The 21,309-nt window shown below is 44.9% G+C and carries 27 protein-coding genes; 3 read left to right on the top strand and 24 right to left on the bottom strand.

Going from position 1 to position 21,309, the window contains the following annotated elements:
• Positions 1 to 68 precede the first annotated feature (68 nt).
• Positions 69 to 1,307, bottom strand: a complete 1,239-nt coding sequence (locus AC6B99_RS20785; RefSeq protein ID WP_494864191.1) for an MFS transporter — start codon at positions 1,305 to 1,307, stop codon at positions 69 to 71.
• A 228-nt stretch (positions 1,308 to 1,535) separates the two neighbouring features.
• On the opposite strand from AC6B99_RS20785, the gene AC6B99_RS20780 reads away from it, so the two are divergent.
• Positions 1,536 to 2,180: a GntR family transcriptional regulator gene (locus AC6B99_RS20780; RefSeq protein ID WP_056043572.1), complete on the top strand. Its 645-nt coding sequence runs from the start codon at positions 1,536 to 1,538 to the stop codon at positions 2,178 to 2,180.
• 111 nt (positions 2,181 to 2,291) lie between these two features.
• Here AC6B99_RS20780 and AC6B99_RS20775 read toward each other — a convergent pair whose 3' ends face one another.
• From AC6B99_RS20775 to AC6B99_RS20740, 8 genes are all read right to left on the bottom strand, one after another.
• Positions 2,292 to 2,879, bottom strand: coding sequence for a TetR family transcriptional regulator (locus AC6B99_RS20775; protein ID WP_056043569.1), 588 nt, complete (start codon positions 2,877 to 2,879; stop codon positions 2,292 to 2,294).
• A 71-nt stretch (positions 2,880 to 2,950) separates the two neighbouring features.
• Positions 2,951 to 4,108, bottom strand: coding sequence for a YhgE/Pip domain-containing protein (locus AC6B99_RS20770; protein WP_496664122.1), 1,158 nt, complete (start codon positions 4,106 to 4,108; stop codon positions 2,951 to 2,953).
• 234 nt (positions 4,109 to 4,342) lie between these two features.
• A complete protein-coding gene (gene tatC, locus AC6B99_RS20765; protein WP_081419174.1) occupies positions 4,343 to 5,158 on the bottom strand; it encodes a twin-arginine translocase subunit TatC in 816 nt (271 codons plus the stop codon).
• Positions 5,159 to 5,195: 37 nt separating this feature from the next.
• The gene (gene tatA, locus AC6B99_RS20760) at positions 5,196 to 5,426 is read right to left on the bottom strand and encodes a twin-arginine translocase TatA/TatE family subunit (protein WP_056043563.1); all 231 of its coding nucleotides are present in this window, start codon (positions 5,424 to 5,426) and stop codon (positions 5,196 to 5,198) included.
• Between the two features lie 41 nt (positions 5,427 to 5,467).
• On the bottom strand, positions 5,468 to 6,484 hold the full coding sequence (locus AC6B99_RS20755) for a molybdopterin-binding protein (RefSeq protein WP_496664210.1): 1,017 nt from the start codon (positions 6,482 to 6,484) through the stop codon (positions 5,468 to 5,470).
• A 77-nt stretch (positions 6,485 to 6,561) separates the two neighbouring features.
• Entirely contained in the window at positions 6,562 to 7,056 is a 495-nt protein-coding gene (locus AC6B99_RS20750) for a MogA/MoaB family molybdenum cofactor biosynthesis protein (protein ID WP_046229101.1), read from the bottom strand.
• Positions 7,057 to 7,121: 65 nt separating this feature from the next.
• Entirely contained in the window at positions 7,122 to 7,616 is a 495-nt protein-coding gene (moaC, locus tag AC6B99_RS20745; RefSeq protein ID WP_056043561.1) for a cyclic pyranopterin monophosphate synthase MoaC, read from the bottom strand.
• Positions 7,617 to 7,640: 24 nt separating this feature from the next.
• The gene (locus AC6B99_RS20740; RefSeq protein ID WP_496664121.1) at positions 7,641 to 8,252 is read right to left on the bottom strand and encodes a 5-formyltetrahydrofolate cyclo-ligase; all 612 of its coding nucleotides are present in this window, start codon (positions 8,250 to 8,252) and stop codon (positions 7,641 to 7,643) included.
• Positions 8,253 to 8,407: 155 nt separating this feature from the next.
• Between AC6B99_RS20740 and AC6B99_RS20735 the strand changes: the two genes are divergently transcribed.
• Positions 8,408 to 10,342, top strand: coding sequence for an ABC-F family ATP-binding cassette domain-containing protein (locus tag AC6B99_RS20735; protein ID WP_496664120.1), 1,935 nt, complete (start codon positions 8,408 to 8,410; stop codon positions 10,340 to 10,342).
• 288 nt (positions 10,343 to 10,630) lie between these two features.
• On the opposite strand, the gene AC6B99_RS20730 is transcribed toward AC6B99_RS20735, so the two are convergent.
• From AC6B99_RS20730 to AC6B99_RS20705, 6 genes are all read right to left on the bottom strand, one after another.
• Positions 10,631 to 11,287, bottom strand: coding sequence for a response regulator transcription factor (locus AC6B99_RS20730; protein WP_046229099.1), 657 nt, complete (start codon positions 11,285 to 11,287; stop codon positions 10,631 to 10,633).
• The gene (locus AC6B99_RS20725; protein WP_496664119.1) at positions 11,265 to 13,661 is read right to left on the bottom strand and encodes a sensor histidine kinase; all 2,397 of its coding nucleotides are present in this window, start codon (positions 13,659 to 13,661) and stop codon (positions 11,265 to 11,267) included. The genes AC6B99_RS20730 and AC6B99_RS20725 overlap by 23 nt, the downstream gene beginning before the upstream one ends.
• Positions 13,662 to 13,694: 33 nt before the next feature.
• Entirely contained in the window at positions 13,695 to 13,868 is a 174-nt protein-coding gene (gene comX / locus AC6B99_RS20720; protein ID WP_155973652.1) for a competence pheromone ComX, read from the bottom strand.
• A 123-nt stretch (positions 13,869 to 13,991) separates the two neighbouring features.
• Positions 13,992 to 14,915: a polyprenyl synthetase family protein gene (locus AC6B99_RS20715; protein ID WP_056043552.1), complete on the bottom strand. Its 924-nt coding sequence runs from the start codon at positions 14,913 to 14,915 to the stop codon at positions 13,992 to 13,994.
• 29 nt (positions 14,916 to 14,944) lie between these two features.
• Complete coding sequence (locus tag AC6B99_RS20710) at positions 14,945 to 15,148, bottom strand: hypothetical protein (protein WP_046229097.1); 204 nt, start codon at positions 15,146 to 15,148, stop codon at positions 14,945 to 14,947.
• A 31-nt stretch (positions 15,149 to 15,179) separates the two neighbouring features.
• On the bottom strand, positions 15,180 to 15,896 hold the full coding sequence (locus tag AC6B99_RS20705) for an ABC transporter ATP-binding protein (RefSeq protein WP_056043548.1): 717 nt from the start codon (positions 15,894 to 15,896) through the stop codon (positions 15,180 to 15,182).
• A 551-nt stretch (positions 15,897 to 16,447) separates the two neighbouring features.
• Between AC6B99_RS20705 and AC6B99_RS20700 the strand changes: the two genes are divergently transcribed.
• Positions 16,448 to 16,603: a hypothetical protein gene (locus tag AC6B99_RS20700; RefSeq protein ID WP_496664118.1), complete on the top strand. Its 156-nt coding sequence runs from the start codon at positions 16,448 to 16,450 to the stop codon at positions 16,601 to 16,603.
• 77 nt (positions 16,604 to 16,680) lie between these two features.
• Here AC6B99_RS20700 and AC6B99_RS20695 read toward each other — a convergent pair whose 3' ends face one another.
• The 9 genes from AC6B99_RS20695 to AC6B99_RS20655 all read right to left on the bottom strand — a co-directional run bounded on the left by AC6B99_RS20695 (position 16,681) and on the right by AC6B99_RS20655 (position 21,289).
• The gene (locus tag AC6B99_RS20695; protein ID WP_496664117.1) at positions 16,681 to 16,929 is read right to left on the bottom strand and encodes a hypothetical protein; all 249 of its coding nucleotides are present in this window, start codon (positions 16,927 to 16,929) and stop codon (positions 16,681 to 16,683) included.
• 127 nt (positions 16,930 to 17,056) lie between these two features.
• Positions 17,057 to 17,218: a MerR family DNA-binding transcriptional regulator gene (locus AC6B99_RS20690; protein ID WP_496664116.1), complete on the bottom strand. Its 162-nt coding sequence runs from the start codon at positions 17,216 to 17,218 to the stop codon at positions 17,057 to 17,059.
• Positions 17,218 to 17,631, bottom strand: a complete 414-nt coding sequence (locus AC6B99_RS20685; protein WP_496664115.1) for an Imm1 family immunity protein — start codon at positions 17,629 to 17,631, stop codon at positions 17,218 to 17,220. Before AC6B99_RS20685 ends, AC6B99_RS20690 begins: the two co-directional genes overlap by 1 nt.
• Before the next feature lie 489 nt (positions 17,632 to 18,120).
• Entirely contained in the window at positions 18,121 to 18,651 is a 531-nt protein-coding gene (locus AC6B99_RS20680) for a hypothetical protein (RefSeq protein WP_496664114.1), read from the bottom strand.
• 52 nt (positions 18,652 to 18,703) lie between these two features.
• On the bottom strand, positions 18,704 to 18,886 hold the full coding sequence (locus AC6B99_RS20675) for a hypothetical protein (protein WP_496664113.1): 183 nt from the start codon (positions 18,884 to 18,886) through the stop codon (positions 18,704 to 18,706).
• A 206-nt stretch (positions 18,887 to 19,092) separates the two neighbouring features.
• On the bottom strand, positions 19,093 to 19,575 hold the full coding sequence (locus AC6B99_RS20670) for a hypothetical protein (protein WP_496664112.1): 483 nt from the start codon (positions 19,573 to 19,575) through the stop codon (positions 19,093 to 19,095).
• Positions 19,576 to 19,917: 342 nt separating this feature from the next.
• Positions 19,918 to 20,238 (bottom strand): DUF7716 domain-containing protein, encoded by a 321-nt coding sequence (locus tag AC6B99_RS20665; protein WP_496664111.1) that lies wholly within the window; start codon positions 20,236 to 20,238, stop codon positions 19,918 to 19,920.
• A 158-nt stretch (positions 20,239 to 20,396) separates the two neighbouring features.
• The gene (locus tag AC6B99_RS20660) at positions 20,397 to 20,774 is read right to left on the bottom strand and encodes an RHS repeat-associated core domain-containing protein (protein WP_496664110.1); all 378 of its coding nucleotides are present in this window, start codon (positions 20,772 to 20,774) and stop codon (positions 20,397 to 20,399) included.
• A gap of 167 nt (positions 20,775 to 20,941) precedes the next feature.
• A complete protein-coding gene (locus AC6B99_RS20655; RefSeq protein WP_056043527.1) occupies positions 20,942 to 21,289 on the bottom strand; it encodes a hypothetical protein in 348 nt (115 codons plus the stop codon).
• Positions 21,290 to 21,309 lie beyond the last annotated feature (20 nt).

The raw sequence follows: 21,309 nt of genomic DNA, 5'->3' as shown, positions 1-21,309 counted from the left end.
AGCATCTGGCAAAAAAAAGCGATGACCAGCACCTTATGGCGCCAATCATCGCTCTTACCTTTTTTTGCTTATGCTTGCAGCGGCTTATTCTTTTTGTCAGAGGGGAGAAATACGGTGAATAGCCCCAGCAGCGGCAAATACGAGCAGCATTGAATTACGAACACAATGCTTGTCGCATCAGCAAGATTGCCGAGAATCGCCGATCCCGCACCGCCAAGCCCGAAGGCAAGGCCGAAGAATATGCCGGATACGAGCCCGACCTTGCCTGGCAGCAGCTCGTTCGTATACACCATAATGATCGAGAACGCCGAAGCCAAAATCAGCCCCGCAAAAAAGATCAAAATAACCGAAAGCGTCAAATTCGCATACGGCAGGGCAAGTGAAAAGGGTGCCGTGCCCAAAATCGAAAACCAAATCAGCGCCCTGCGGCTGAATTTATCCGCTAGCATGCCGCCGAACAGCAGCCCAATAACGTTTGCAACCAGAAACACGAATAAGATCAATTGTGCCTGGCTCGTCGATACCCCGAATTTTTCTATTGCGTAAAAAGAATAATAGCTCGTTATCGCTGAAATATAAACGTATTTAGAAAATACCAAAATCATAATAATCGTAACCGCAACTGCAACTCTTCCCTTAGAGAGACCGCTTCTCGCGAACGGATGATTTTGCACCGTCCCCTTGCGCTCCTTCTCAGCCTTCAAGTGCTTCGTGTACCAGCGGGCGACGTAGCTTTGCAGCATGAACCCGACAACAAGCAGCAGGGAAAACCAGACGACACCCTTTTGCCCCGTATGTACGAACAGCATCGCTGTCATAATCGGAGCAAGCGCTTGTCCAATATTTCCGCCAAATTGAAAAATCGATTGCGCCAGTCCTTTGCGCGCCCCGCCTGCCACATAAGCTACCCGCGCCGACTCCGGATGGAATATTGCTGACCCGACCCCAATTAGCATAACCGCAGCGAGTATCATCCAATAATACGCCGAGAAGGACAGCACCAGCACACCCGCCAGGGTGAAAAGAATGCCAATCGGCAGCAGCCTTGGAATCGGCCGTTTATCAGTAAAAATACCAATAAGCGGCTGTAAAATCGCTGCTGTCAAATTAATAATTAAAGAAATAAAACCAATTTGCGAGAAGGTTAACGAAAAAGAATCTTTAAGCACCGGATACAGCGCAGGCACAATCGATTGAATCGTATCATTGAGCAAATGCACGGAGCTTGCAGCAAACAAAATCGGAAAAAAAGTGGTGGCCGCGACATTGGCCGGAGCTGGCCGAATAGCAGCTTGATTGGTTGACATTAGGTTCTCCTTTTTCGAAGTAAAAATCGACGTTTGATATGCGATATATTGCATATTATATTCTGATTATGTATGATATAGCAAGATTTATTTTCACGATTGCTTTTTGTTTATATCGAGCTTACTTTAATCCATTTGCGCCCTCTTGCTGCTTCGATATATGATAGGAAGTAGCCAATAACGCCGTTTAAGAGCTGCGGCTCGAATTTTTTTGAAGAAGGTGATGCAATGCCGATACCGACTAATTATTCCTCGCCGCTGCGCATATCTGCGAAGGACCGGGCTTTAGCCCAGCTCCAGAAATGGATTATAGAAGGCACGCTTCAGCCCGGAGAGAAGCTGATCGATGCCGAGCTTGCAGATGCACTTGGCGTCAGCCGGACGCCGATTCGCGAAGCGCTGCAATTGCTTGAAGTACAAGGGCTTGTACAAATGCTGCCCAGCAAGGAAACAAGAGTGACGATGATTGAAGAAGAGGATATGCCTAAGCTTTATGCGCCGCTTGTTGCTCTGAATGCTCTCGCGGCAGAGCTTGCAGTGCCGCATATTCAGCCGGAGCATATAACCCGCCTTAACGAGCTGAACGCCCAGTTTGCGAAATGCATTCAGGAGAATAAGCCTTATGAAGCGATCGAATATGATGAGGAATTCCATAATGTCATTTTGGAGCTGGCGGATAATGCCTATATTCAATCCTTCACCTCCTCGCTGCAAATGCACCTGCGCCGCTATAAGTATTTATTTATTAAACAGCCTGCTTTCATTGCCCAGGTAGGAGTTAGAGAGCATCAGGCGATCATTGACGCGCTGGAAGCCCGTGATGCGGAAGCTGCTTCCCTGATGATGAAGAAAAATGTAAGCATTCATATTTAGGCACTAAGCTGGAATTTGCTCATCTTAGGTGAAAAAAACCAACTTCACTCCCCGCTTGTTAAAACGGAGTTAAAGTTGGTTTTCTCGTATTTATGGATAATGCTATTCGGCTTATTCCGACGGTTTTAACGCTTTTAGAATAAAGGCCGTCGTATCTGCAATCCGCTCTTCCAGCGTGGTCGTATCCTCTCCCATAAGCACCAGCATACGAGTATTACCTTTAGGAAAAAGCAGGGTTGAGCTAACCGCTGTGAAAGCCGTATGAATGGAGTTAAATTCAAACACTCCCTGTTCATGCCCCTTCAACAGCCATTGATGCACCAGCTGCCATAACGGCAGGACACGCTCTTCAATCATTTCAATACGTGGAGTGTTCAGCGCAAACTCGCATTGAATAATGTAAGAGAGCTCAGCATCCTCGTAACGAAAGGTGAGCAGCTCCCGAATAACGAGCTTTATGCCTTCAAGCGGTTCCATATCCTGAGCGATAGAAGCAATGCCTCTGCTAGGAAAAAAAGCTTCAAACAGGGCGAAAAACAAATTATCTTTTCCGCCAAAATAATAAGAGATCAGCGCCACATTCGCGCCCGCTTCCTCACAAATTTGCCGGACGGATGTCCTGTCAAAGCCTTGAGCGGCAAACAGCTTTTTCGCTGCCAGCAAAATTCTCATTTTCACATCGATATCCGCAGCTTTCATCTCAGCCTCCTAACGGCAACCACTTTATTTGACGCAAGCACTCGGGGCTGACCAGAAAGCGCGGAAACGAATTAATTAGACTTCATTGCCATCTGCCCTGGCTTCATCACAGCTTGCTTCTTCAAGCCAACCGCTGCCATGCTGATCACAAATCCGACGATCGCAATAATAGCCAGTGCTGCGACCTCGCTTCCGATGCCCGTGCCACCGAACAGCACATTCATTAGCCCCTCAACTGCATAAGTTGCAGGAAGCGCTTCTCCAAGCTTTACATAGAAATCTGGGAGCAGCTCACGCGGCACAATTGCGCCGGAAGAAACGAGCTGCGCAGACAGCGCAATAATATTAAACAGCATGCCAGTCATGCCGAACACGTACAGGAACATTTGAGAAACAAACATAAAAGCAAGCACGAACATGAGCTGGAACAGCCACAGCTTCAAGAAGCCCTGCTCCATTTGTCCATTGAATGCAGCAAGCAAAGAAGAACCAATCAGAGAAACGAAAATTGCCGATCCTGCCGTAATGATGCTGCGAGCTGCAAAACGCTTCCAGCGGCCTGCCCCAGCACTAACCATCATCGACGATTGCTCCAGGTTCATCCCCATAATCATCGCGCCGACATAAGAAGCTAGTACCATCATCATCGGAACCATCTGATTGTTCATGCCTTTGACTTGGTTGGTCGATTCAATGTTCGCCGTAATACGTTCCGCTAAGCTTTGACCGGCAATTGCCGCCTGCTCCGTCGGAATACCCGCCTTGCCAAGCGTACCGGCAATACCTTGCTCTATCGCCTGTGCATTAGCTTCTTTCGTTACTTCTGCGGCAACGCCGCTCATAATAGATTTAATTAATGCAGGATTGGATTCATTAATAATATAGCCAATATCCGCTTTGCCATCTGCTGCCATCGCCTTTTGCGTAAAATCAGCAGGGAAATAAATGATCATTTGCAGCTCGCGTGCGTTAAGCTGCTGCTTCGCATCCTCAAGACTGGATGGCTGCGACATTTGGAAAGGCAAGCTGCTAACCAAGGAGCCTGCAATTTGCGTGCCGAACTGTTGATCCTCATTGACTACTGCAATATGCAATTTATCAATACGATCGGTCACTCCATTATAACCTGTCATCCATATAACTGAAAATACAATTTGAAACATAAGCGCCGTAATAATACCAACAATTGTTGTTGGACGCTTCATAAAAGCTTGAATCGTGTTTTTCATCGCCAATCCCATCCTGTCTGTGTCTATTTATCCGGTTTAAACAAATGTTTTAAACAATCGATTTAAACAACTGTTTTAATAATATATTTTGCTTCAAAAATTGTCAACATGAAAATTATGATTTCCAGCTAGCTTATTAAGTCGAGCTTCAGCCAAATAAATGATAAAAATCCCTGTGCCCGCTGCCATAAAAGCAACGGATACAGGGATTTTTATCATGCCGATCGCATGAAGCTATGACGCTTCTTCATTCATTTCCTCTTCCCGCAGTTTGTCTGCCGCAAGCTGCTTGCGGTATATTGCAGCGGACAGGAAGACGCTCATTTCATATAAGCCGATTAATGGGATAGCAACGAGCGCATCCGATACAAAATCGGGCGGCGTCACTACAACCCCAATAAAAATCATAATAAAATAAGAGATACGGCGCATTTTGCGCAAACGAATCGGATTCAAAATCCGGATTGCGGTCAAAAACATAATGACCAGCGGAAGCTCAAATAAAAGCGAAATCGGAATCAAAATATTAAACATAAAGGTGAAATATTGAATAATTCCGAACGTCTCCACCAAATTCAAACTGTCCGATACATTTCTGGTAAAATGGAACGCGAGTGGAAAAACGACAAAATAAGAAAACGACAATCCCACCAAAAACATCAATAAAGCGAATGGAATATATTTAAGCGTTGCCCGCTGTTCCTTCACATGCAAAGCCGGCTTAACGAATGCCCATAGCTGATATGCCGTAAACGGAATCGTAATAATAAGCGCAATGACGAGCGCAAATTTCATATAGACGCCGACGCCATCCCACAAGGAAAACGTATGCATCGGCAGAGAGCGCGCTGGCTCAAGGCTCATAATGAAATCGTATGCAGGCTTGGCCACAAACAATCCGGCAATAAGACCGACCAAAATAACAAGCAGCATATAAAAAATCCGTTTGCGAAGCTCTCCGATATGCTCCAGCAGCGGCATCAGGCCTTCCTCACGCAGCCGTTCGCGATTAAAGGGTTGTTCGGTAGCTTTGTCTTGCCTGATTCCCATCTGTCACAATCTCCTTCCAGAAAAAAAGCGGGCCCGATTAATCCGGCAGCCGCTTGTTATTCGACTCAGTATTTTCTGATTTGGAAACGTCGATCCGTTTCTCCTCTTTTTCCTTAGGCTCGTCATCCAATACATCTCTTGCACCCGCTTTAAATTCCTTAAGCGTCCGACCGAAAGCTCTACCCAATTCAGGAAGCTTGTTCGGACCAAACAACAGCAGGGCCACTAGCACCAGCAAAATAATTCCCGTTGCACCAATAGATGGCATAATCGTCTACCTCCTTCTCACTCTTGGTTGTCTGTCCAAACTCAGCATCCGTACAAACCGCCATAACCGAGCTGTGTAATATCTTCCTTCACAATTTGATGCCCAGCAAGTATGCGTGCCAGCAGGACATCGAATGAAGTAAACGGGTCATGCATGACGCATCCCGGTAAGCCAAGAATTGGCACTTCGTTCAAATAACCCATTAACAGCATGGAGCCAGGCAGCATCGGCGTTCCATAACTAACAATGTGTGCACCCGACGCCTTAATTGCGCCTGGTGTGCGGTCGTCAGGATCGACAGACATTCCGCCTGTTACCAATATCATATCATAATCTTGCCTAAGCAAATAGTTAATTTCATTAACGATCACCTGCTTGTCGTCGGGTGCAAAACGCTGCTCGATGACCTCTGAGCCGAAGGCTTCCAGCTTGCTGCGGACAGCGGGACCGAATTTATCCTCGATCCTCCCGCCGAATACTTCTCCACCCGTCGTAAGCAGACCCACTCGCAGCTTGCGAAACGGCTTTACCCGAAGTGGGGCAGCACCCTCATGTGCCGAGCGATACTCTGCCGCCAGACGCTCCACTTCTTCTACCTTAGACTCCGGTACGACAAGCGGTATAGCGCGAGTAGCCGCGAGCTGCCCGTCCTTCTTCACTACGCTATTCGTCTTTACCGTTGCAAGTGCAATTTCGCCGAGTGAATTAATCGCGTGCACAAGTGCTTCGTCAACCTCGACGAGCCCCAGCAGCTCGGATTTCATGCTTACTTTGCCTTCATGCGGCTCGCTAAGCCAAATGCCGTCTCCGCTAAGCGCCTTTGCCATCCTGCTTGCAGCATCATCCTCATGAAGCTCTCCAGCGGCAAGCTCCATAATGTAAATATGCTCCTTGCCAATATCGAGCAGATTCGGAATATCGGCTTCGGTTATAATATGGCCTTTTTTGAAAATGCGGCCTTTAAACTCGCCCGGCACAATGCGGGTCAGATCATGAGCCAGCCGCAAACCAATGGCATCATAGACGGACACTTCCTTTAGCACCGACTTGCTTTCCAAACTCAGCTCTGCCGCTGTAACTGCTTGCTTTTGCTGCTTTTGCTGATCTTGCTGCTGCTCTTGCTGTCCGGAGCTGCTCATAATACGTCCTCGCCCTGTGTACCGGAAATAATCTCAAGCGCCTGAGGCAGTTGATCCATAATGGCCATTAAGCTCTCATGGACGCCTTTCGGGCTGCCCGGCAAATTCACAATCAGCGATTTGCCACGGATGCCGCATACGCCTCTGGACAGCATCGCGCTTCTCGTCTTTTGAATAGCGCCAAACCTCATCGCTTCTGCCAGCCCTGGAATGACCCGATCGACCACGCGCAATGTAGCATCAGGCGTAACATCACGGATCGCAAGGCCTGTCCCTCCCGTTGTCAGCAGTAAATCTGCCTGATAATATTCGGTCATCTCAATGATGGCTGCCATAATTTCATCCTGCTCATCCGGAACGATGCGATAATCGACAATAACGCCGCCAAGCTCCTCCTCTACCAGTTCCCTGATAACTTGAGCGCTCGTATCTTCACGTTCACCGCGCGAGCCTTTATCACTAGCCGTCAAAATAGCCACTTTCCACTGCATTTACCGTTCCTCCCATCCCTTGTCCGATCATGGGTGATTCCATCGCTGGAAACAGCCGCCCTGCTTTATTTTTCTCTCGAGTCTGCTTCCGCTTGAAACTGGTAATCGCCGTTTTTGCCGCCGGTTTTTGAAACAAGATGTGTCGGGCCAATCACCATATCCTTCTGGATTGCTTTGCACATATCGTAAACGGTAAGCGCAGCGATCGAAACCGCCGTCAGCGCCTCCATCTCGACCCCTGTTTTACCTGTTGTTTTCACGGATGCCTGTATGTAGAGCTCATCTGCGCCATTGTCGTCAAAGCGCACATCCACGCCAGTCAATGGAAGCGGATGACACATTGGAATGACGTCCGATGTTTTTTTTGCGGCCATAATAGCTGCAACCTGCGAGACAGCCAGCACATCGCCTTTGCCTATCGTTCCCGCTTTAATCCGTTCTAGCGTCTCGCTGTGCATCGTAACGGTCGTCTGTGCTGTAGCGCTGCGAGACGTAACGTCCTTATCGCTTACATCCACCATTTTGGCTCTGCCCTGCTCGTTAAAATGCGTCAACCCCACAGCACACTCTCCCCCTCACGGCTTTTATATGAAATGAATCCCGGATTCCGTTACGATTCCGTTCATCTTCAAATCATGCTCCTGCATCGGAACCTGCTCTGCAACCTGCGCCTCAAAAGCTGCGCCAATCCATATCGCGTGCTTCCCAGTCTCAGCTGCCCGCTCGGCAAAGCGATCATAATAACCTCCGCCATAACCCATTCGTCCGCCCATGCGGTCAAACCGAATGCCGGGGACGATGATGCTGTCTGGCACATGCCCCTGCGGAAGCTCCTCGCATTTTGCCGGATCAGGCTCACGGATTCCGTATGCGCCCTCCATCAAATCTGCTGGCGATTGCAATCGGTACAGTGTCATCGAGCGATCAAGCGGATGGCAACGAGGCACGATTACTTCACGTCCTGTTGACCACAACCAGTCCATTAGCGGCCACATATCCAGCTCGGAGCGAAACGGAACATAACACATGATTTCGCGCTGCTGTGGGTGCGCTTCCAGCCACTGGCTTAACGCGCCGCAAGCAAGCCCGGACCATAATGCCCGATCCTGCTTCGACAGGCGATCACGGACTTTAGCAGCATCCGCTCGAATACGCTGTTTTTCCGCTTTAATTTGCGATTTTTCATTGTCCGCCATAACCGCTATTCTGCCTTTCCAATTCCTCAATTTCGATTATGTTCAGTTTACCATTGTTATGCAACTTTCGCCAATGGCGGCTTGCATTTGTGGTAATATATAATGAAACAGCAAGCAAGCGAAAGCTAAGCAATTATTCGTTGGAGGTATTTTTCATGCTGCTTCAAGTTTCTAATATAAGTAAAAGCTACGGTGTAGATCCCATATTATCAAACATTACGATGCAGGTGCTTGAACGCGAACGCATCGGGCTCGTTGGCGTCAATGGCGCCGGCAAGTCCACACTGTTAAAAATCATTGCCGGAGAGCTGTCTTTCGACTCCGGCGCCATCCACAAGGCCAAGGAAACGCGGCTCGGCTATTTGGCTCAAAACAGCGGCCTGCAATCCGACCGCACCATTGAAGCCGAAATGCGCGCCGTGTTCGCTCATTTGCTGGAGGCCGAGCAGGAGCTGCGCGATCTGGAGCAGCAAATTGCTGATCCTGCGCTGCATGAACAGCCGAAGCGATATGAAGAGGTGCTCGACCGCTATTCCCGCCGCTCCGACTGGTTCCGCGAGCAAGGCGGCTTTGAAATCAATACGCGCATCAACAGCGTTCTTCACGGTATGGGCTTCGGCACCTTTCCGCCGGATACACCTATCCATACACTAAGCGGCGGTCAGAAGACGAGGCTGGCACTCGCCCGTATTTTGCTTCAAGCGCCTGATTTACTCATGCTCGATGAGCCGACCAACTATTTGGATATTCCGACGCTCACTTGGCTCGAAGGCTACTTACGCAGCTATTCCGGCGCCATTCTTGTCGTTTCTCATGACCGCTATTTCCTTGATGCGCTTGTGCAGACGATTGTCGAAATCGAACGGCATTCCGCTAAACGGTATACTGGCAACTACAGCCGCTATATTGACCTGAAGGCTGCAGAATACGAAAGCGATTTAAAGCAGTTTGAGAAGCAGCAGGACGAAATCGCCAAGATGGAGCAGTTCATTCAGCGCAACATTGTCCGTGCCTCGACTACGAAACGCGCTCAGAGCCGCCGTAAAGCGCTCGACAAAATGGACGTGCTCGACAAACCGCTGGGCGATTTAAAGAAAGCTAATTTCACGTTCCAAATTGAGCGCCAAACCGGCAAAGACGTGCTGCAGGTGTCGGATTTATCGGTACTGTTCAACGAGAAAAACAAGCCCTTGTTCCAGCATGTCTCCTTCCGCTTGCAGCGTGGCGAGACGGTAGCTCTTATTGGACCTAACGGTATCGGCAAATCGACATTGCTCAAGACGATTGTCGGCCAGCGCCAGCCTTCGAGCGGCAGCATCGCCTGGGGCTCGAACGTCAAGCTCGGATATTACGATCAGGAGCATACCGGACTTAATCAGACCAATTCCGTACTGGAAGAGGTTTGGGGGCTATACCCCCATATGGAGGAGTCCCGTATTCGGACTGTTCTTGGCAGCTTTCTATTCAGCGGCGAAGATGTGCTCAAACGCATTTCGGCGCTCAGTGGCGGCGAGAAGGCTCGCGTATCACTAGCAAAGCTCATGCTGGCTCAAGCCAATGTGCTCATTTTGGACGAGCCTACCAACCATTTGGATTTATACAGCAAGGAAGTGCTGGAATCCGCTTTGCTCGATTACGAAGGCACGCTGCTCTTTATTTCTCATGACCGATATTTCCTTAATAAAATGGCGGAGCGTATTGTCGAACTGACACCGGCGGGCACCGAACATTTCCTAGGAAATTATGACGAAATGATAGAGAAAAAGCATGAACTCGAAGAAGCGCGGCTGGAGGAAGCGGCTAAGCGGGCTGCATCAAGCAATAAAGCAGCTGCGTCTTCCGACAACGTTAGCGATTACGCGCTGGACAAGCAGGCAAAGCGAGAAGAACGCAGCCGTCAGCGCAAGCTGGAGCAGGTAGAAGCTGATATTGCCGACCTGGAGCAAGCCATTGCGGATTTGGAGCTGCAGCTGACAGACCCAGCTATTTTCAACGATTACATGCGGATCCAGGAAATCCAGTCGCAAATCGACCAGAAGCGCATCGCATTAAGCGAAGCCTATGAGCAATGGGAAACGCTTAGTGAATAATATCCGCTACATCACTTCCTCTTTAGAATAACTTTGCAGAGCATTAACCATTCACAAGCTAGACGAATGGGTTAATGTTCTTTTTTTATATTAAAAAGTGCTGGTGAACGTGGTCGTTAAAAAAATATAAAAAGATGCTTGCGCTATAAAAGCGCAAGCATTGAGAGGGAAACCAATTTTAGGGTATTACTGAGGGGATCAAGTGACTGCAGCTTGCAAATATTGCCGCAGCTATCCCAATATAGAAATGTCATTGCCTATCGAATATATAGGCAGCGACGGTAAAACTCAAGGGACAAATTGCTCAAGTCGGATAATACCAAGCCGTTTTGCCTCAGCGATCGCTTCCGATCGGGACCTAACGTTAAGCTTTTCAAATATCCGGGTTAGATGGTACTCTACAGTACGCTGACTCATATGCAGCTTAATGGCAATATCTTTGTTGCTATTGCCGTACGCGACCTGCTGCAAAATATCCTGATCGCGTTCTTTGATCGATACTTCTTCAATTACCTTCTCAGCACGCGTAATCTTGACTTCGTTGCGTCGCAGCTGCTTGAGTAGTGAAATCGGAATAACCGCTTCCCCTCGCATAGCGCATCGAATGGCGTTATGCAGCTGTTCTCGCGAGACCGTCTTAGAGATAAAGCCGGAAACGCCGCATTCAATCAATAAATTATAGTGCGTACTAATTTCATACCCAGTATATATGAGCACTTTGCGATCTGGATCCTGCTGAATCAAACGTTTTGCAAGCTCCAGACCGCTAATGCCTGGCATGTTCAAATCACATAAAATAATGTCAAAGCCTTCGTTGCTAATCGCATCCAGCGCTTCCATGGCCGATAATACAACCGTCACCTTCATTTCAGGATCTTGTTCAATCATCGTTTTGGTGCCTTCTCCAACAGATGGATGATCATCAACTAATAAGATACGAATCACGCAGCAAACCCCTTTCCGATCGGCCAGTCGTCATATTTTGCGGCAATATTATAATGACCTCAAGACCTTTTCCACGTTTCGACCGGAATGTTATTTCACCTTCAAGGCTAGCGACTCTTTCTTTAATACCGGATAAACCCATATGCTCGAAAGAAGCCTCCATATAATCGACATCCATGCCGACCCCATCGTCCTTATAGTGAAAATAAACCATGTTTGTTCGCTGCTCTAATTCTAGCGTGACCAGATTGGCACGCGCATGCTTATCAGCATTGCGAAGCAACTCTTGGACAATGCGATAAATCGCTGTAATCTGCTCTTCGTTAAGCAGGTTGTCGAAAGGCTTGGCCCGAAAATCCACCGCAAAATTGTTTCTCATTTGCGTATGCTCAATAATCGACTCCAATGCTTCAACAATGCCCATTTCCTTAAGCAGCGGCGGTCTTAACTCATTGCAGGTTTCCCGAATTTGATGGATGACATCAAGCAGCCCTTCTTTGATTTCGTCAAGCTCGACTTCAAGCTTTTCCGTAATCGGATGGTCCAGCATGAGTGCTTCCAGCCTACGGTACCACAATAACTGGTCTTGAAGCGCAGAGTCATGAAGATCTGCTGCAAGCTTCCGCCGTTCATTTTCCGAGAGGCAAAACAACAATCTTAAAATCCAAGGTGTTGTCGCCTGCTCTTTCTTAACCTCAGATTCCAAATCCTCGATTAAGCTTTCAATCAGATATAAGTTTTCAAACACGATACTTGCATAATTCGCAAGCGTCTTGAGCCAACGAAGCTCATCTGAATTGAAGCGGGTATGGTTGGTTTTGGAGCCAATCCATACGATGTACTGCTTTGACTTCTGGCAGCCAATAACTAGTCCCAGACCATGAGGCAGCTCAACGACTTCCCCGACTTGAAGCGAATCAGACACTTGCAGCAGAAAAATAGCTGTACTCTGCTCGTCTTCCTTCTCTCCTACCGGGTTAACCACTGCTTCGATCTGGTCTACAATGAGAAAATCAATTCGGCTAGCCGGAAGCAATGCCCCAATTTCTTCTTTCAGCACCATCTCCAGATCATCCCGTTTCATGACTCGTGCAATTTTGCGTGAGAAACGATCGAGGCTGTCTTGGTAGCTGTACATGGCTTTAAAAAGCTTGGGACGAAATTTATGATCAATCTGCTCCTTGGAATAAAGAAACAGGGTCATAACAACGTAACTAACGATAAAGATTTGAAGCCATCTGACCCAAGAGAATACAACGTCCCCACTTACAATCGCAGCAAACGCCAATGTAACGATAAGCGCTGGCAACAAGGACAGCAATGTATAATACTTAAAGCGGGTCAATATAAAATCAACATCAAACAATTGGTTGGATGTTAATAAATAAAAGTAAACGATCGGCAGCACGAACAAAAACGGTGCTGTGAACGCCGCCGGCAAAATTTGAATGTTTCCTCCCAACAACGGCAATAAATTCATCGTCGTAAATGGAGTAAAAGCAACCAAATGCGAGGTTAGCGTTATTTTGAATAAAGAGTTGAACCTGCTACTCCGATAATAAAAGTACTTCCTAAACAACTGATAGACACAAATGAAATTCCCGACTATCAGTGTGGCATGATATACCATTCTAGCGTTTAGAAATACTTTCTCCGGAATAAAATTCGTCCAAATATAGACGAGGCAAAACAAGGAAACAATACTGAAAGCTACCGACAGATACCATATTAGCTTAGGGCTAATAAAAATCATGCCATATCTTCGCAGGTACATATTCATAAATAGCAGGAACAAAATAGCTACAAATGGAATGACTGCATACATGACGGTAACGCCTACCAAATCATTACGATAGGCTGCGGCTGAAGAAAAGTAACTCAGCCCAATCGCCAAGAAAAACAATATGAGCATAATGGCAGCACTATCATTTTTCCTTTTCCTATACAGGAAGGTGGATAGCCCCAGAAACAACAACAGGGAAGCCCATGGAATATAAAGCTGAATGAGCAGTTCCAAACCTGTATGATCACCGTTCCAACCTCGATTGAAAGTCACTAGCCTTTGTTCGCCAGCTTTTTCACTAACGACAATGCTCTCAACTCTCTCTACGGAAGAAAACTTGATGATATTAACATTTTGTCCAGCTGGCTTTCCATTAACTTCATCAATAACATCCCCAAGTTGAATACCCTTCAAAACAGCTTGTCCTGCTGGCTCAAGCGACTCTACCAAGTATTCACCTTGCGAATTTTTCACAGTCACTATACCAATAAACGGATCGCTAATGATAACGACTGTAAGGTAACCAAGTAAAGCGAATAATCCACTCAGGAAGAGAAAAAGCAATAGATTCCTTGAGCGCAACAGCTTCATCTTTCTCCCCCTAAATTCATGCAGCGCATTACCTTATGTCCAGTAGACCATTTGGTAATTATCTTTCTTATCTGCTTGAATGCTCAGGGTTTCAAAAATCGCTTTTTTCTCCGCTGGAGTTACTCCAGCCATTTGCAAGTTCCCGCTTATTGCTAAATCCATCAATTGCGAGTCTTTGGCTAAAGAACGAATATATTCTTTCAACACTGGAACTCCTCCTTGGAATGTGTAAAGGTCTTTCTGTAGATAACTATAGCAGGAAATGATAGGTAAGCAAACGCAAATCTAGTTCGTATTTACCGCAACTACCATTGCGGTGTTATGGCGAAGCTATTCTTTAGCCAATATGCTTAACAGCATTTCCTTGTGCACGGCCACTTCAGGAACCGATTCCATGAGCTCCATAAAACGGTTATAATGTGTACGCATCACAACTAAGCCGTACAGCATGGCGCCGGATTTTTCATACGCTTCCTCAAACAGTCCGCGCTTATCAGCTACATCAGCCTCATTCAAGCGACCTTCAAAATAATCCCTGATCCAATTATGCTGATCTACAGCATCCTCAAGCATGTACAAAGTAAGAAGCGTCTTCTTCCGCTGCAAAAAGTCATTTTTCTCATCCCAGCGAAGCAGATCACGAATGTCATTTTTAATTTGAGCCGCCATTCCTACCTCAACGGCATACTCCGCAACAATCGGATGCCAGCCTCGACCGGTCAGCATAACGCCTGTCATGCACGCATGAACGATCAAGGCTGCCGACTTTTGCTTAATGGATTGAAAATAAGAGTGTTCATCTGATACAGCGTTCATCAAATCCATCATTTGCCCATTGGCCGCTTGCAGGAGTTGAAGGTTCATCATTTTCATTGTTGTTTGCACATGGGAGCTATCGAATTCAGAATCCATCATCGCTTGCTGCGAAAGGGTCAAAAAAGCGGCTGCAAGATGCAGCGCTATAGGCAGAGGAGCTTCAGACCAGGCCTGCTTTGGCGCATCCTGATCCTGTAAATCATCGAATATATCGGTCGCTAAAATAAGAAATTCAACGGCTGCCGCCGCACGATATACTGCCGCCCCTTCACCGCCGAACATCCGGTAGTGAAGCACGGTCAAACGTCCAAAAGGAAGCTGCTCATTCAGCCGGTCCATTAAAAATAAATAGGCGTACTGAATTAAAGAATCAACTGTAAAATGGCGTTTGACCATCTCTCGCATTTCAAATTCGATTTTAGGTACACAGTCCTCCAACTTTAGACCCCCATCGTTTCAAGATTTTTCTATTTTACACGATGGAGTAAAAACGTACCAACATTTTTCAATATATTAGAAATAATACCCGCCTTCCTCTTTGAATTCAGCCGCTCCTGTTCCATCTCCTCCTCGTTTATTCGGTTCACCAGCACAGCGATCATTTCCATTCGTTTCCTGAGCATGTCGGCACGATTGACAAATGGGCCTGTGGTGTCACGATCCCGGTTCATGAATGTTAAGCCCTCCTTCCAACTGCTGCTGTTACACGGCTCCCGCGTAAGCAAAATGGACATATACGGCTTCCATCGTTAAACCACCGGCTGGAATTTGCGAAATTAATCGCTTTGGGGTATCGCATTTCACTAAATTTCCTTGGCGCAGCACGGCAATGCGATCACAATGATGCTGCATTTCCCCCATATCATGGCAGGACAAAACAATCGTTTTCCCTTGGCGCTTGAGCTCCAATATGATGGACCAATATTCTTCTCTCGCCTGCATGTCCAGCCCGGTAGTCGGTTCGTCCAGAAAAATAATCTTTGGGTTGTTGACGACAGAAATCGCCAGTGCCACACGCTGCCGCCAGCCACCAGATAGACGCCTAACTGGACGATCCAAGTAGCTTTCCAAACCAAAGCGGTCAATAATCTCTTCCATTTCAGTTGAACATTTATAGAAGGAACGGAACATTTCCAGCGCCTCCCTCACACTCAGCTTATCCACCAGCGATATACTTTGCAAATGAAGGCCAATATGCTCCTGAAGCTCAGTTGCTTCTACAGCCGGATTAATGCCAAGCACCTCGATTTGTCCCTTGTCGGGCTGACGCAGTCCCATCAGCATTTCGAGCAGCGTCGTCTTTCCAGCGCCGTTCGTACCAATAATGCCAAATAACTCTCCTTCTTTTATCCGCAAGGAAATATTATCGACTGCCTGATTTGAGCCATAAGCTTTACATACCGAGTCTACCTTAATCATTGTCCTTCTCACCTAATTGTCGCCTCCCTGATTGATAAGACGTTATGGCATAACCCCGTTTCTCTGATCTTCTGCCGGTAACCACTGCTTGTCTTATAACCTTACCCCATATGAACGGTAATTTCACCGTAAAAAAACGCAATTACGACCGCAAGTTTATTGCGGTTCCGCAACTTTTGCTGGGATTTTGACAGATTTATTGGAGTAAAGCTCAACAATATGACTTGACATGTAAGGTTTCAATGATTCATTTTCAAAATGGACGATCGCTGATGCCTTTCTTCTATATAAACAGAACAAAGTATAACGAAGCATGACAGAGGAAGTTACTTTTTCAGCTAACGAAAAATTACTCGCGTCCCCTTGCCTCCCTGCTCTCTTGATTAATTTCGGCAAAAAAAACCTTTTCCCTTTTTTAAAGTCGTATGAATAACAGCCGTTCAAAAAATAGCACTTGAACCTCCCGTTACAGGAGGTTTTATCCTGAATAAAGCAGCTGCTGCAAGGCTATTGCCAATTACAGAAGCAGCACTTGAGGAGGCACAAGTAAGATGAGGACGATAGAATGGATTTATGTGATTTTCAACGTAGTTATGATTATGGGGTTGTTAAGTGCTCGCAACAAGACTCGCGTGATGCTTTGGGGTGGATTGGCAGGTTCTGCTTTCCTGTTTCTATTGCACGGCTTCATTGAGAGGCTGCGCTGACCGCTGATTCCCGTTTACTTGCTGACTTTGCTCCCACTGGTTAATTTGTTCGCCAGATCGCGAAAGCAGCAAGCTGCTCAGGCTTCAGCAAAAAACTCCTTATTAAAGTCCACAACGCGATCTAGAAGCAAACGCACCTTCGTTGCATTTTCTGCCCTGGCACTCGTGTATGCCGCATTTGCAGTAGCAATGCCGCTGCTTTTTCCGGTATTTTCATTTGCAAAACCAACTGGTCCATATAGTATTGGGACCGTATCGTACCACTGGATAGATAACAGCCGGGAGGAGCTGCTCACAAAGGAAGAAGGAGACAAACGCGTGCTCATGGTGAAAATCTAGTAGCCAGCGAGTAAAGGTGAGGAAGGACCATCAGCTCCTTATATGTCTGATGCTGCTGTTTGTGCAACTGCGTTTAATGAAGTGCTGCAGCTGCCGAAGCTGCTATTTTCGAGTCTAGGCGATGGCCTCTTCTGTATGAAGGGATGGCTTAATCAGCCCGATTTCATCGTAATACCGAATCGTTTTAACGGTGGAACCGACTATTTTAGCCGCTTCACCAATAGAATACGTATCTTTGGATGGCAAAGTTAGATCACCTCGTAACCATGTAACCATTATACATGCTGCCAATTTAAACTATCATTAATTTCCCCTTCTAGCGCAAATAGTTTAGCAGCTTTAAGCATATTCTCCAAATCAACGCAATTATTCGCAGAAAAATCTCCTTTCTGTCCTCCTGTTACAAGTTGAATGATTTTATCTTCGGATTTTGATGAATCTAATAGATTAAAAAAAGATACATTGTCGAAAGTCGCATATACATTGTATAAACCCGAATTGCCGCCACCTATCCCCATATGAATATCTTCATCCTTGCTTAGCACGACCTGCGTTTTGTTATCCCCATTAAGCTCCGTTAGTATTTTCTCTATCATTCCCCAATTCAGATCTTGATTGTGATCCTGTATAAATTCCCCTTTGTCTCTGCCATTAACCCAATTATCAAAATGAACTCCTTTAATAAACATTTGTGCACCTCCATGTTTTTATTTAAATAGATTTATTTTATCAAATGGATTTATTTTCAACGTACTAATCACATGCATTATAAAAGGCTCTTCATAAGAAACTTTATTTTTATCACAAGACCACTCTTGAGGATTATCCGCCACATCTTTACAACTACTAATCTTATTCGACCCAAACGGATCCGTCACTCGCCCGTTCTCATCGCTCAGCAGCGTCGTGCTCCCACGCAAGTCATAGTGATAGCTCTGGTAGCGGCCCATGCTGCTTTCGCGACCGATAAGCCCTTCCGCTCCATATTCAAAATAGGCCTTCGTCTCGCCGCGTCCATCCTACTCTAAATACTCCCGGCTGAACTCTTCTACTTGATCCGTCACATAATGTGCCGTTTGTAAACGTCACGTTACCGACACGCGCACTTGCTCCGCATCATTGTAGAAGTTTCTAAACAGAAACCTTGATAAGCATAAGCCTATCAAGGTAGCCAATTATTAAAATTCAAATTTTTTTATTATCCTTAAACTTTTATAATCTGAAGGGTTATTCAACTTTGAAGCATAAAAGAATGGAGATTCTAGCACGGACATTTCAAATATTTCCCCGCTAACACAATTCATGTAATTCATCATATCTTGAATATATTGGTCCACCTTGACTCTTTCATAACTTTCACTAGGCACAGTGAATATAATAATATGGTTATCTGAACCCAACCCTTTGTCCATACACATAAAAGTATTAAAATCAAAAATGGCTTGTGAAAATTCCTGAGGTAAAGAATACAATGTAATCCCTTCTATTTCCTCTCTGTTTTGCAAAGATTGCTTTAATTTCTTTTCAGTGCGACTAATAGTGGTCACTTTACCAGATTTAAAAGAATCCCCGATAATACCTATATGACTAAAAGGGTACCCCATCATCTCACTAAGTCTTAAAGAGTATTGATACCATTCCCAGCATTTTTGTTCCTGGGCCTTAATTGTTCCATACAGAACTATGGAGGTTTTTAACTTTTTGTTCAATCGTATCACCGTTTCCTTATATTTAGAATTTCAGAATTGCCTGCTGTGCCTCCTAAATATTTTTGCCATTCACATTCCCAAACCAGTTAAAGATCTGTCCTTCTACTATGCTTTCGCACAGATCATAGTGATAGTTCTGGTAGCGGCACATGCTGTCTTCCCGCCCAATAAGCCCTTCTGCTCCATAAACAAAATAAGCCTTCATCTTGCCGCGTCCATCCTGCTCTAACAACACCCGGCTCAGCTCTTAAATCTGATCCGTCATATTTCTAGTTAAATCATAATTGCAAATATCACCTACTACTTACTAAAAAGAAACCTTGATGGGTGATTAACCAATCGAGGTTTCACTTCTTACATTATTCTAAGTTGCAAATAGACTACTCTAATAAACCATATCTAACTACAACCAACTCTAGATCTCATATCAACATGCGTTCATTATAATAAGCCTAATTCAGCTAGAAGAATTATCCAATCATCATCTTGATCAACTGCTATATCCATATACTTTTTTCCAAATGCATATTCCATAAGAAAGTTATTGAAGCTACCGAAGCATTCTTGTGGCATATTTGTCGGTATGTCCCTGTAAAACCTATACACATTCCCATTGGCTTTGTTTATTACAATAGGTTCATACAGAATAAGTCCTACAAACAGCCAGGTTTCCTTCCCTCCTTTTAATGTTTCTACATAAAATTGATTTCTAGGTAATTCGCTTGAAGGGAAAAGATCAATTTCACCGAAAGATGCCCCATCAGATTCTTGTAGAAACTCAGTATATTCAATTAAAATCTCGCTACTATTCTCAACTATAGGATTAGGATTACCTTTCCCAATCTGTCCAGTAAGAATACTATCTGGATTGCTTTCGAGTCTTTCTTTAACTTTGTTGATAATGCTTTTTAAGGTATCATTCATTTCCGTTATCCTCTATCAATATTAATTTTTATTTTTTTCCCAACAGGCAAATTTCTGATCTTAGGTCGAAATTGTTGAGTTCCTAAATTCCAGTTATGAATGAGTTTAGCAAAATTAGATTAGATTTTACATCAGAGCCTCCCAATTTCAACTCCCAAACATGATATGGCTGCATTTTTTGTTAGACCCTATCAATATAATCTCTCATAGGCAGAGCAACGATCATATTAGTTAAAAAATAAAGCGTTTTATAAGGCATTGGAAGCCCAACCTGAAATTATATAGCTTAAATGTGTAATAGGTTAATTTATATACTTAAACATATAAAAATTCAAAAAATAACTATTTAATTGTTATAAAAGCATCATTATCATAATAATACAAAAAAGCTTTAATTAAATCTTTATCTGTACACTCAGGCTTTTGTTCAGAAGCATTTTTTATAATTCCTTTTATAGTTCGAATATCTAATACGTACATTAAATTATTATCCTTTGCATATCTAGGTACTTCATCACTGTCATCTTCTACTTCATCTGGATCGATTATTACACCCTGTGTTTCAAGATCCCACGTCTCTTCTTCTGGAAGAAATAATGCATCTGACCACTCGAATTTTTCAATATTATTAAATATACTTCTCAATGTAATAAATTTCCCCATATTATTCTCCCATCGTCTAATCTTCCCAGGTATTATCTGATACTGTATTTCAGCCTCAACTGACTCATTGGGTTTTTATTCGCTGGTTCAACATTAACCCGATTATTATCCATTATCCTTAGTATTGATTTCCCCACATTTACCACTGCTAATCTTGTTCAACCCAAACCAATCAATAAACTCACCGGATCGCCATTCACATACCCAAACCGGTTAAAGGTCTGCCCTTCTAAAATGCTTCCACGCAGCACATCCCGGTTCAAAAACCGCTTGATGCCGGTATGATAATACCGCGCCCGCATGTAGTAAAGGCCGTTCGGATCGGTCATGACGCCGTCTCGTCCATTATAGCAAAACGGCTGCCGCGTTGTCCCTTCGTGATGCTCCCGCTCTCCGTACAATCCGTACGTATAACGGTCTGTCACGCGTACGTTCTCATCAGTCAGCAGCGTCGTGCTTCCACGCAGATCATAGTGATAGCTCTGGTAGCGGCCCATGCTGTCTTCCCGCCCGATTAGCCCTTCCGCTCCATACACAAAATAAGCCTTCGTCTCGCCGCGTCATGTCACCGATATGCGCACTTATGGTGTTACCATCCGAAATTTTGTAATAGAACTTACCATTACAAAAAAGACTGCCCTATGCAAACAAGTTAATGTCATAGGGCAATCTTCTTTTCACACTATTTCATTTGCGTTAATAATTAACTCTCATCATCTTCAGGAATTAATAAATCATCTATTCGTTCTCTATCTTCTGCAATTTGTTTAGACATTCCAAAACTATTCATAAAGTGTTTTAAGGGTAGTATCTCAGTATAGCTTCCATTCTGCTCAAAAATTTCAAACTCTTTGTTATGGACGACTAACTCCTCTACTAAATTTTTCATTTTTTGCATTTCATCATTATTCACATAGTTAGCTGTCATCAAAGGCAGCTTATTATTAATACATGATTTTATTTCTGAAAATCCTAAACCTGTATGTTTCTTAATCAAAATCATTAAACTACTGCTTGCTTCAGATTGTAATATTACAGTGATTAAAGTCATATTCCCGTTCCCCCTAATTT

The sequence above is a fragment of the Paenibacillus liaoningensis genome (assembly GCF_059609455.1).
This window is presented reverse-complemented; position numbering and strand designations above follow the sequence as displayed.

Bases quoted from the DNA above. Each gene is read 5' to 3' on its own strand.
- tatC (WP_081419174.1), bottom strand. From the start codon at position 5,158: ATGGGAATCAGGCAAGACAAAGCTACCGAACAACCCTTTAATCGCGAA.
- AC6B99_RS20770 (WP_496664122.1), bottom strand. From the start codon at position 4,108: ATGAAAAACACGATTCAAGCTTTTATGAAGCGTCCAACAACAATTGTT.
- AC6B99_RS20780 (WP_056043572.1), top strand. From the start codon at position 1,536: ATGCCGATACCGACTAATTATTCCTCGCCGCTGCGCATATCTGCGAAG.
- AC6B99_RS20670 (WP_496664112.1), bottom strand. From the start codon at position 19,575: ATGAATGATACCTTAAAAAGCATTATCAACAAAGTTAAAGAAAGACTC.
- AC6B99_RS20740 (WP_496664121.1), bottom strand. From the start codon at position 8,252: ATGGCGGACAATGAAAAATCGCAAATTAAAGCGGAAAAACAGCGTATT.
- tatA (WP_056043563.1), bottom strand. From the start codon at position 5,426: ATGCCATCTATTGGTGCAACGGGAATTATTTTGCTGGTGCTAGTGGCC.
- AC6B99_RS20685 (WP_496664115.1), bottom strand. From the start codon at position 17,631: ATGTTTATTAAAGGAGTTCATTTTGATAATTGGGTTAATGGCAGAGAC.
- AC6B99_RS20750 (WP_046229101.1), bottom strand. From the start codon at position 7,056: ATGCAGTGGAAAGTGGCTATTTTGACGGCTAGTGATAAAGGCTCGCGC.
- AC6B99_RS20690 (WP_496664116.1), bottom strand. From the start codon at position 17,218: ATGGTTACATGGTTACGAGGTGATCTAACTTTGCCATCCAAAGATACG.
- AC6B99_RS20695 (WP_496664117.1), bottom strand. From the start codon at position 16,929: ATGAGCACGCGTTTGTCTCCTTCTTCCTTTGTGAGCAGCTCCTCCCGG.
- AC6B99_RS20705 (WP_056043548.1), bottom strand. From the start codon at position 15,896: ATGATTAAGGTAGACTCGGTATGTAAAGCTTATGGCTCAAATCAGGCA.
- AC6B99_RS20655 (WP_056043527.1), bottom strand. From the start codon at position 21,289: ATGACTTTAATCACTGTAATATTACAATCTGAAGCAAGCAGTAGTTTA.
- AC6B99_RS20665 (WP_496664111.1), bottom strand. From the start codon at position 20,238: ATGGGGAAATTTATTACATTGAGAAGTATATTTAATAATATTGAAAAA.
- AC6B99_RS20710 (WP_046229097.1), bottom strand. From the start codon at position 15,148: ATGAACCGGGATCGTGACACCACAGGCCCATTTGTCAATCGTGCCGAC.
- AC6B99_RS20775 (WP_056043569.1), bottom strand. From the start codon at position 2,879: ATGAAAGCTGCGGATATCGATGTGAAAATGAGAATTTTGCTGGCAGCG.
- AC6B99_RS20735 (WP_496664120.1), top strand. From the start codon at position 8,408: ATGCTGCTTCAAGTTTCTAATATAAGTAAAAGCTACGGTGTAGATCCC.
- AC6B99_RS20725 (WP_496664119.1), bottom strand. From the start codon at position 13,661: ATGAAGCTGTTGCGCTCAAGGAATCTATTGCTTTTTCTCTTCCTGAGT.
- AC6B99_RS20700 (WP_496664118.1), top strand. From the start codon at position 16,448: ATGAGGACGATAGAATGGATTTATGTGATTTTCAACGTAGTTATGATT.
- AC6B99_RS20785 (WP_494864191.1), bottom strand. From the start codon at position 1,307: ATGTCAACCAATCAAGCTGCTATTCGGCCAGCTCCGGCCAATGTCGCG.